Genomic DNA, 10,211 nt, shown 5'->3' with positions numbered 1-10,211 from the left:
GGCGGGGCGACGGCGGCGGCGAGCAGCGCGTTCACCACCAGGTCGACCGGGATGATGTCGACGATGCCGTCCGGGATCCCGGCCAGCGCCCGCAGCATCCCCTGCCCGTAGGCGAGGATCAGCGGGTCGGCCATCTTGAACCCGTCGATCCAGCCGGGGTAGGGGTGGCGCAGCGCGCTCTCCACGATCGCCGGGCGGACGACCGACAGCGGCACCCCGGCCTCGCGCGCGGTGTCCTCCGCCGCCCGCTCCCCGAGCGCCTTGGTGAAGGTGTAGACGTCCGGCCAGCCGAGGCTGCGGGCGCGCTCGCGCCCGTAGGCGACGAGCCGGTCCGCGACCGCGTCGCGGCGGCGGCGCTCGGTGTCGGCGGCGACCGCGCTCGGGCCCGCCTTGCCCTGCTCCTTGAGCGCGGCGGCGCGGAGCCGGGCGAGCACCTCGGGGCGGCGCGAGTCGCTCTCGGCGGCCCGGCGCGCCTCCAGCGCGCAGTCCAGCTCGGTGCGCCAGTCGATCGCGTGCTCCAGGGCGGCCTCGCGGACGACGCCCTTGCGGGAGCCCGCGACGTACGCGGTGGAGACGTGCACCAGGTGCGGGCGGCGGCCGGTGCGGCGCGCGGCGTTCAGCACGCCCTCGTACAGGTTGACGCTGCCGACGACGTTGGTGCGGAACGCCTCGTCGATCGGCGGGTCGAACGACACGACGGACGCGCCGTGCACGACCACGTCCACGTCCTCCGGCACGTCGGGCGCGGCGTCGGACAGGTCGGCGGGCACGAGCCGAACCCGCTCGCGGACGATGTCGCGGACCCGGTCCTCGCCGGTCCGCTCCCGCCACGGCCCGAACACGGGCTTGGCGATCAGCTCGGCGAGCCGGTCGTCCGCGGTGGCGCCGGGCCGCTCCCGCACCAGCACCACGACGTTCGCGGACGGGTGCCCCGACAGCAGCCGCTCCAGCAGCGCCTGCCCGATGAAGCCGGTCGCTCCGGTGAGCAGGACGGTGCGTCCCGCGAGCCCGGCGGGCTCCCCGCTCACGCCGCGGCCTCGCGGCGCTCGCGGTGGACGCCGGCGCGGGCCAGGGCCCCGTCGGTGGACAGCTCGGGGACGCGGCTCGGCGGCATGCGCTCCAGCGAGCGGCGGCGGGCGTCCTCCGCCAGCGTCGCGCCGGCGAAGCCGGGCAGCTCCGCGATCGTCGCGTCGATGCGGCGCATCCGGTCCAGCCCGGCGTCGTCGCCGAACAGCCACACCAGGGCGAAGTCGCTCTCCTCCTGGGGCCGCAGCCCGGTGCCGACCGGCGCCCACAGCCGCTGCATGGCCCAGCGCGCCAGCCGCCGCGCGCGGGCGCTCCGCGCCAGCCGCATCCGCGCCTGCGCCCGGTAGAAGGCGAAGTGGCGGCGCTCGTCCTTGATGACGCGCCGCAGGATGTCGCGCAGCACCGGGTTGGCGCTGCGCTCGATCATCGCCTGGTAGCTGTTGATCGCGCTGAGCTCGTTCATCGCGCCCCACGTCATCTGGATCGCGACGAAGTCGCGGGTCAGCGCGGAGCCGAGCATCGAGACGAGGTGGCCGGTGTAGACGCTGCGGCCGAGCGCCCGCCGGATCCGCTCGTTGCGGGCGGTCTTGGTCGGGTACGGCGACGCGGCGGTGACCTTCTCCCGGTCGGGGGCCAGCGTGAAGCCGGCCTCCCCGAGGAACCGGGAGAACGCCTCGCCGTGCCAGAACTCCTCATAGATCCAGCAGCTCATGAACGCCGTGACCTCCGGGTCGAACGCGGCCCGGGTGGCGAGGAGGTCTCGGGCGTACATCACGGTGTGGGTCTCGATGTCCATCATGAACGTCAGGCAGCGCGCCTCCGCACCGGAGACCGGGTGGGCGGAGATCTGGTCCCACGCGACTCCCGACAGGTCCACCGCCCGCGAGTTCCGCACGTAGCGGTCGAGGTCGAAATCCTGCGTCATGGTCACCACGCTAGAAAGGTCGGATGTGTCCGGATAAGGACGGAGCGCGTCATGCGGCGGACCCGGCGCGCCACTCCCAGCGGCGCAGCGCGCGCCGCAGCGAGCGGGCGTCGGAGTAGCCGAGGCGGCGGGCCACCGCCTCGCGGGTCAGGGCGCCGTCCTCCAGCAGGAGCCGGGCGCTCCGGCCGCGCACGCACTCCAGCTCGTCGCGCCAGCTCGTGCCCGCGTCGTGCAGCCGGCGCTGGAGCGTGCGGGAGCTCACCGCCATCCGGTTCGCCACCCAGCCCACGGTGACGGGGCCGTCGGGGAGCGCGGTCGCGATGAGGCGGCGCATGTCGTCCAGCCAGTCCGGATCCGGGGCCGGGCCGGGGCACGGACGCAGCTCCGGACGGACGCGGGCGGGTGCGGGCGGACGACCCGCCTCCCGGTGCGCGCGCCGCAGCACGCTGGCGAAGACGAGAACGGACATGGCGGCCCCCTTGCTCCTCGATCGGCGTTCGCCGCCAACGCTAGAGAGCGGGGGACGGGGGCGAATCCGTCAAGCGATCAGGCTCTCCCGCAGGAGCAGGCCGTCCCGCGCCGCCGCGCCCGCGGCGCTCGCCGGCACCTCGGCGACGAGGGCGAACCGGCCGTACCCGTCCGCCCCGGCGGACAGCGAGCCGCCGGCGGCGGTGGCCCGCGCGGTGAGGTTCGCCAGGCCCCTGCCGGACCCCTTCCCCAGGCCCGCGTCGCCGGGCCGGCCCGCGCCGTCGTTGCCGACCGTGAGCCGGAACGTCCCCTTGTGGACGGTGACCGCGATGTGGCAGCGCCGGGCCCGCGCGTGCCGCAGCACGTTCGTGACCGCCTCCCGCAGCACGGCGGCCAGCACGGCGTCCACGGCGGGCGGCGCGGTGGGCCAGCGCTCCGGGTCCATCCGCACCCGGGCGCCGACCGCCGCCAGCGCGACGCGCGCCGCGTCCGCCTCCTCGCGCAGCACCAGGGCCGGCTCGTCCTCCGCGACGGCGCTCGCCTCCGCCCGGGACCGGTCGGCCAGCACGATCAGCTCGGCCAGCTCGGCGCGGGCGCGCGCCGGGTCGCTGCCCGCGACGCGGCGGGCCAGCTCCGCCTTGACCGTGATCGTGGACAGCCCGAGCCCGAGCAGGTCGTGGACGTCCCGGGAGATGCGCAGCCGCTCGTGCAGCGCCGCCATCCGGGCCAGCCGCTCGCGCGCGGCGGCGACCTCCCGGGCGAGGCGCGGCAGCCGGTCCAGCGCGTACACGATCACGCCGATCTGCACCGACACCGCGCAGGTGTAGAGGTGGAACAGCGTGCCGTGCGACGCCCACAGGGCGGGCGCGTACCAGGCCGCCACCGTCGCGCCGAACAGCCACCACGCGACCCGGCCGGGCGCGACCAGCAGCGCCGACGCGGTCACCAGGCACGCCATCGTCGCCCACTCCCAGCCGAGCGCCGCGAACGGGACGAAGACCAGCGCGAACTGGACGGCGAACGTCCAGGCCGCGCCCTTCGGCCGCCGCCCGCGCAGCACCGTGCCGGAGTGGCGGAGCTGGAGCGCCCCGACCGCGCCGGCCACGACGACCGCCGCGCCGATCGTCCACGGGTCGCCGTCCGCGCCGGCCCGCACGTACATGACCTGCTGGACGCCGAAGCCGGCGGTGATGATGGCGAGGATCGTCCAGGCCAGGCGCGGCTGCGTGACCACTCCCTGCCGCGCGGCCGGGGGCGGCGCCGCCTGCAGCGCACCGATGATCGAGCGGACGTCGCCGAGGGCACGGCGCGCGGTGCGGACCACCTCGTCCAGGTCGGCGCGGGACGGCGCGGCGCCCCGGGCGAGGGCGCGGCGGCTCGCCGCCTCGATGCGGGTGAGCGCCGCGTCCAGCACGGCGCGCAGGCTGCCGGACGCCGCGATCCGCTCCCGCGCCGCGGCCGCCGCCGCGAACTGCGCGCGGGTGAGGTGCAGCTCCCGGATCAGGCCCGCCAGCCGGGCGAGCGCGTACATCGACACCCCGACGTTGACAGTCGCCATCATGCAGAACGAGACGCTGTCGGGCGGCCACCCCTGCGCGTGCCTAAGCAGGCCCTCCGCACCGGCGATGAGCGCCACGAGCAGCCACGACAGCGGCGGGCGCACCAGCAGCAGCACCGCCCCGGCGAGGAATCCGCCCGCCACCGGGTACCAGTCGTTGCCGAACACCAGCAGCGGCAGCACCGCCAGCGCGGCCTGCGCCGCGAGCAGCACCACCGCTTTGCGGGCGCCCGGCCGGAAGGCGCGCGGCCCGTACAGCACGAACAGCAGCTGCACGCCGAAGACCAGGACGATCACGACCGTGGCCGACACCAGCAGCCGGGACGGGCCGGTCTCGGCCTGCTTGAGCAGCCGCGTCTGCAGCGTCAGCCCGAAGTAGAGGACGATGATCGCGCGGACGAGCAGGGGCGTGCGGTCGCCCCGGCCGGGACCGCCGCCCCCGCGGCCGTCCTCGCCGTCGTCATCGCCGCCGCCGTTCAGGACGCGTGCGACACGCCACGTCCGCACCACCGGGCCCCCTCACCACCGCCTCTTCGATGATGAGTTGCCCGGACGATCCGATCAAGGGAAATGATCGGATGAATGGCCATATGACGCTAAAGATCAATCATTTGTGTTACGCGGACCGGTTCCCCCGGTCCCCGGCGGCGGGCAGGCAGCGGTGGAGTTCCGCGCGGGACGCCACGCCGAGCTTCGGGAACGCCTTGTAGAGGTGGTAGGCGACGGTCCGGTGGCTCAGCCCCAGCCGCGCCGCGATCTGCCGGTTCGTCGCGCCGGTCGTCGCCATCCGGACGACCTGGAGCTCCTGCGCGGTGAGGCTGCCGGACGGATGCCCGGCGGCGTCCGGCGGCGCGGTGCCCTCGCCCGCCGCGCGCAGTTCCCGGCGCGCCCGCTCCGCCCACGGGACCGCGCCGAGCCGCTCGAAGACCTCCAGCGCGCCGCGCAGCCGCGCCCTGGCCCGCGCGCGGCGCCGCGCCCGGCGCAGCCATTCGCCGTACAGCAGCTCTGTGCGGGCGCGTTCGAACGGGCGGTCGGCTCCGTGGTGCGCCCGCAGCGCCAGCGTGAAGTGCCGCTCCGCAGCGGCGGGGTCGGACGCCAGCAGCGCCCGGCAGCGCGCCGCCGCCCCGTCCGCCCACGGCCGCCCGGTGTCGCGGGCGAACGCCTCCAGCCGCTCCATGGGCCCGGCGGCGGCCTCGGGACGGCCCGCCGCGACCGCCGCCTCCACATGGTCGGCCAGGGAGAGGAACGCCGCCGGAGGGGACGCGGCCGGGTCCCGGTGCAGCTCGCGGAAGCGCTCCAGCGCGTCGCCCGGACGGCCCAGGCCGAGGGAGAGCAGGCCGAGCGCGTCGCCCACGCACGCGCCGGCGGCACCATCGGCCGACAGCGCGCGGCAGCCCACCTCGTCCCCCTCGACCGCCGCCTGCCGCGCCCGGACCGAGGCCGCCGCCGCGATCAGATGGCGCGACCCGGCGCGTTCGGCCGCCTCCTGCGCCTCACCGGCCAGTGCCCGCGCCGCGTCGTGGTCGCCGAGGACGAGCCGGGCCCGCGCCTCGGCGATGAGCGCGCGCGGCAGCACAGCGGACGGCCCGTCCGCGCGGCAGTGGGCGGCGAGCGCGGCGGACAGCTCCGCCGCCGCCGCGTCGTCGCCGGTCAGCAGCGCCGCCTCGGCACCGAGGAGGCGGAGGTGCGCGTCGTCGGCGTCCCGCACCTGGGCGGCGAGCCGCCCCGCGGTCACCACGTCGCCGTCGAGCAGAGCCAGCGCCAGCCGCGCCTCGGGGGACGGCTCTTCCACCCCGCCCGACGCGTCGCGGGCCATCGCCCCGTCACCGGCCAGCCAGCCCAGGATCACGGCCTCGTCCCGGCCCACGGCGGCGAGCGCGCGGTGCGCCGCCGCGCGCCGCGCGGCCGGCACGCCCTGGTAGGCGGCGGCGCGGGCGAGCGGATGCGGGAAGCGGACCGCGTCCTCGGTGAGCCGGACGAGACCCGCCTCCTCGGCCGCGTCCAGCGCCCCGAACGGCACGTCCAGGATGCGCGCCGCCGCCGCGACGACGCCCGGCAAACCGGTGTCGTCGGCCGCCGCGACGGCCAGCAGGAACCGCGCGGCCCGGGGCAGACCCTCGACGGCCCGCGCGAACTCCCCCGGCACCCGCGTGAACAGGGCGGACCCGGCGGCCGGGAAGCCGAGCAGCGCCAGCGGGTTGCCGCCCGCCCAGCCGACCGCGTCCGCGCGCCGCGCGGCGGGCAGCTCCGGGGCCCGCTCCGCGAGCAGGCGCTGCGCCGCGTCGTCGGCGAGGCCCGCCAGCGGCAGCTCGGGCACGCCGGTGCGCGACCAGGCGTGCGGGGACGCGCCGGCGGTCCCGTCGCGGACCGCGATGACGATCGCGAGGCCGGATCCGGCGGCGCGGCGCGCGGCGAACAGCAGCGCGTCCGCCGACGCCCGGTCGAGCCACTGCGCGTCGTCGACCAGGCACAGCAGCGGCGCGCCCGCCGCCAGGTCGGTGAGCAGCGCCAGCAGCGCGGGCCCGACGAGCAGGCGGGCCCGCGCGCGGGGCGGGACCGGGCCGAGCGCGGCCCGCACCGCCGCCGCGTGCGCGGCGGGCAGCCGCTCCACCAGGTCCGCGCGGCCGGCGAGGAGCAGCTGCAGCGCCGCGAACGGGAGGGCGGCCTCGGCCTCGATCCCGGTCCAGCGCAGGACGCGCATCCCTCCGGCGGCCGACTCCGCGTCGTCGAGCAGCGCGGACTTGCCGATCCCGGCCTCACCGCGCACGATCAGCGCGCCACCGCCCCTCCCGGCGCGCGCACCCTCCAGCAGCCGGCCGATCTCCTCCTGCTCGGCCGACCGCCCGTACAGCGTTTCCCCCTGCATGCCCAAAATGCTCGCAAAGGGCCCGCCCCCGGCCCAGTGCGTGCGGCACCGATCCGCATGTGGATCCAGCAGGGCCCGACTATGCGTTCCTCATATGCGGCCTCATACCCAGCCGAATATGCGGGGCCTCACACCCAGCCGAACTCGGCCGCGATGCGCACGGCGTCGATCCGGTTGCGCGCGTTGAGCTTGCTGATGCAGCTCGCCAGGTAGTTGCGGACGGTCCCGGTCGTCAGCGTCAGCACCAGCGCGATGTCGTCCACCCCGGCGCCCTCGCCCGCCAGCCGCAGCACCTCGGTCTCCCGGGCGGTGAGGGGGCTGTCGGGCTGCCGCAGCGCCACCAGCGCGAGCTGCGGGTCCACCACCTGCTCGCCCGCCGCCACCCGGCGGATGGCGTCGGCCAGGTCGGCGGGCGGGACGTCCTTGAGGACGAACCCGTGCACGTGGGCGTCCAGCGCGCGGCGCAGGTGCCCGGGACGGCCGAGACCGGTCAGGATCAGCACCCGGCACTCGGGCAGCCGGTCGTGCAGCTCCGCCGCCGCGGTCACCCCGTCCACCTCGGGCAGGTCGATGTCCAGCACCGCGACGTCCGGGCGGTGCGCGAGCGCGGCGGCGACGATCGCGTCGCCGCTGCCGACCTCCGCGACCACGTCGAGGTCGGGCTCCAGGCCGAGCAGCCCGGCGAGGGCGCCGCGCAGCAGCGCGACGTCCTCGGCGAGCAGGATCCGGACCGGCCCCGGCGCCCTGCCCACCGGCGGCCGGGTCAGGTCAGTGTCCGCTCCTGTCATCGTCGACCACATCCTTCGGCTCCGGCGGCTCGCGGAAGACCGCCCGGATGAACAGCTCGGTGTGCCGCATGCACCGCTCCCGCGCCGCCCGCCGCGACTCGGGGTCGGCGTCGGCGTGCAGCCACAGCACCCGGGCCTGCCCGACGGGCCCGAACAGCGCCCAGGCGAGGTCGGCGGGGCGGCCGAGGCCGGCGGGGATCCGCCCGGTTTCGATCCAGTGCTCGAACAGCCCGCCGGCCTCCTCCATCGACCTGGCGATCGTGCCGCCGAGGTCCATCTCGTGGACGAGGCCGTCGCGGACCATCAGGCTGATGAACAGCCGGCCGTTCGGCGAGTCCCAGGCGTCCAGCACGCTGGTCACCAGGGCGCGCAGGTACTCCGCCGGGTCCCGGTCGGCCAGCTCCGGATCCAGGCCGTCGCGTCCGGCCATCAGCCGCTGCGGCCCGAGCCCGGACACCGCCGCGTCGAAGATGGCCTGCTTGCTGGGGAAGTGCGCGTACAGCACGCTCTCGCTGAGCCCGACCTCGCGGGCGATCGCGCGGATCGAGGTGCCCGCGTAGCCCTTCTGCGCGAAGAGCCGCAGCGCGGCGTCGACCAGCGCCGCCTTGGTGTCGCCCGCCTCCGCCTTGGGCGGGCGGCCCGGCCGCCGCCGGACCGCCCGGTCCCCCGTCTTCGTCACACCGCACCTCCTGCTCCCATCAAAGCACCGGTCGGCTAGGCGCCGGCGGGGTGGGCGGCCTCCGTTCCCGCGCGCCCCCCGGCGGCCTCCGCCGCCGCGTGGCCCCGGTGCTGGAGGACCTTCGGCGACAGGACGAGCGCGATGCCCGCGACCGCCCACAGCGTCAGCACCAGCAGCGGCCGCCCGATCGCGTTGCCGTCGAAGTAGACGGTGTTGCGGACGGCCTCGGCCCCCGCCCCGAGCGGCAGCCACTCGCCGACGGCCGCGTACCAGGCCGGGACGAACTCGGCACCGAGCGGGCCGCCGCTCGCGGGGGCACCGACGGGGATGAACAGGAGCACGGCCAGCCCCGCCGCCGGCGGGCCCACGACGCGCAGCAGGCCGCCGGTGACCGTCGCGACCGCGAACACCAGGAAGGAGACGAGCCCCCACAGCGCCCACGGCGAGCCGACGAGCGCGCCCGTCAGGCCGTCCCCGACCCAGGCGACGCCGCCGCCGAGGAGCAGCGCCCCGGTCAGGACCAGGCCGATGCGCCGGCCGGCGCCCGCCTGCGGCACCACGAACACCATCAGCGCGGCGAGGATCACGCCGGGGATGATGGCGCTGAGCGCGAGGAAGAACGCGGAGATGCCGTTGCTGTCGCCCTCGGGCAGCGCCCGGATGTCCTGCACCTGCACCTGCTGGCCGGTCGCGGTCCCGACCTGCTGGAACACCTCGGTGATCAGCGTCGTCTCGATCTTCCCGGCCGAGCTGGCGACGATCAGCCGCGCGCCGCCCTGGCCGGGGACGAACACCCCGTCCACCTCGCGGTCCAGCAGCGCCTGCCGGGCGGCCTTCTCGTCGGCGTAGTGCTCGATGTCGAACGCGCCGTCCATGCGGGCGTCCAGGGTGGTGCCGACCTTGGCGGCGACGGCCTGCGGGCCGACGACCGCCACCGGCACCTCGTGCGGCTTAGGGCTGTGCAGGGCGCCGAGGAAGGACCCCGCGAACAGCATCCCGAGCAGTGTCACCGCGACAAGCACGGCGATGGGCTTGCGTGCGTTCATCACCAGACCTCCTGGTCTGTCGAGTACGGGTCTGTCGCCCAAAAACTAATCGCTCGTTCGTTTATTTTCCAGCCCGCGTCCGGATGACGCCCGTCACATGGCGGATTCGCCCCGCGCCGCACGGCCCTAGAGTCGGCTCCGCCGCCCTTGATCAGGTGCGGCGAAGCTGCGAGGAGGCCGCGTGTTCTACGGTTTGGCGTCGCATACCGCGGGGCCACTGCTCCGGTTGCTGCTCCGGCCGCGCGTCGAGGGGCGGGCCAACATCCCCGCCGAGGGCCGGGTCATCCTGGCCTGCAACCACCTGTCGTTCGTCGACACGTTCGTGCTGTCGCCCGTCGTCGGCCGCCGCGTCGCCTACCTGGCCAAGGCCGAGTACTTCGAGGTGCCCGGGCTGGGCGGGCGCCTGCTGCGGCGGGCCCTGCTCGCCCTCGGGAACGTGCCGATCAGGCGCGGCCCGACCCGCGAGGCCGTCCGCGCGCTGGAACGCGCCGGCGCCCTGCTGGAGGACGAGGGCGCCGTGGCGATCTTCCCGGAGGGCAGCCGCTCCCCCGACGGGCGGCTCTACCGCGGGCGGACGGGCGTGGCGTGGCTGGCCCTGGCGACCGGCGCCCAGGTCGTCCCGGTGGCCATCGAGGGCGCCGAGCACATCATCCCGCTCGGCTCGTGGCGCCCCCGGCTCGGCACCCGCCCCCGGATCCGCTTCGGCGAGCCGATGGACTTCTCCCGCTACGCCGGCGCCGACCTGCCGCCCGGACGGCTGCGCCGCGTCGTCACCGACGAGGTCATGAACGCCGTCCGCAAGCTCTCCGGCCAGGAGTACGCGGGCGAGTACAACCCCCGCGCCGACCCCTGACC

Annotated in this window: 9 protein-coding genes; 1 reads left to right on the top strand and 8 read right to left on the bottom strand. The window is 76.4% G+C overall.

Annotated features, from left to right (window positions below; all coding sequences use genetic code 11):
• The 8 genes from ETD96_RS33195 to ETD96_RS33160 form a co-directional block, all read right to left on the bottom strand.
• The coding region (locus tag ETD96_RS33195; protein ID WP_138640436.1) for an SDR family oxidoreductase at positions 1–1,028 on the bottom strand (1,028 nt) is incomplete at its 3' end.
• Entirely contained in the window at positions 1,025–1,951 is a 927-nt protein-coding gene (locus ETD96_RS33190) for a ferritin-like domain-containing protein (protein WP_138640435.1), read from the bottom strand. The genes ETD96_RS33195 and ETD96_RS33190, both read right to left, overlap by 4 nt.
• A 49-nt stretch (positions 1,952–2,000) precedes the next feature.
• A complete protein-coding gene (locus ETD96_RS33185) occupies positions 2,001–2,420 on the bottom strand; it encodes a helix-turn-helix domain-containing protein (protein WP_138640434.1) in 420 nt (139 codons plus the stop codon).
• 69 nt (positions 2,421–2,489) lie between these two features.
• A complete protein-coding gene (locus ETD96_RS33180) occupies positions 2,490–4,484 on the bottom strand; it encodes a sensor histidine kinase (protein WP_138640433.1) in 1,995 nt (664 codons plus the stop codon).
• Between the two features lie 109 nt (positions 4,485–4,593).
• Complete coding sequence (locus ETD96_RS33175) at positions 4,594–6,843, bottom strand: helix-turn-helix transcriptional regulator (RefSeq protein ID WP_138640432.1); 2,250 nt, start codon at positions 6,841–6,843, stop codon at positions 4,594–4,596.
• A 128-nt stretch (positions 6,844–6,971) separates the two neighbouring features.
• On the bottom strand, positions 6,972–7,631 hold the full coding sequence (locus tag ETD96_RS33170) for a response regulator transcription factor (protein ID WP_138640431.1): 660 nt from the start codon (positions 7,629–7,631) through the stop codon (positions 6,972–6,974).
• Positions 7,612–8,310, bottom strand: coding sequence for a TetR/AcrR family transcriptional regulator (locus ETD96_RS33165; RefSeq protein WP_205719571.1), 699 nt, complete (start codon positions 8,308–8,310; stop codon positions 7,612–7,614). The genes ETD96_RS33170 and ETD96_RS33165 overlap by 20 nt, the downstream gene beginning before the upstream one ends.
• Before the next feature lie 35 nt (positions 8,311–8,345).
• Complete coding sequence (locus ETD96_RS33160; RefSeq protein WP_138640430.1) at positions 8,346–9,356, bottom strand: ABC transporter permease; 1,011 nt, start codon at positions 9,354–9,356, stop codon at positions 8,346–8,348.
• A gap of 181 nt (positions 9,357–9,537) precedes the next feature.
• Between ETD96_RS33160 and ETD96_RS33155 the strand changes: the two genes are divergently transcribed.
• The gene (locus ETD96_RS33155) at positions 9,538–10,209 is read left to right on the top strand and encodes a lysophospholipid acyltransferase family protein (protein WP_138640429.1); all 672 of its coding nucleotides are present in this window, start codon (positions 9,538–9,540) and stop codon (positions 10,207–10,209) included.
• The last annotated feature ends 2 nt before the right edge of the window (positions 10,210–10,211 follow it).

Source organism: Actinomadura geliboluensis (assembly GCF_005889745.1).
GTDB lineage: Bacteria > Actinomycetota > Actinomycetes > Streptosporangiales > Streptosporangiaceae > Spirillospora > Spirillospora geliboluensis.
Note: the sequence above shows the minus strand (reverse complement) of the source record. Positions and strands in the feature narration are given on the sequence as shown.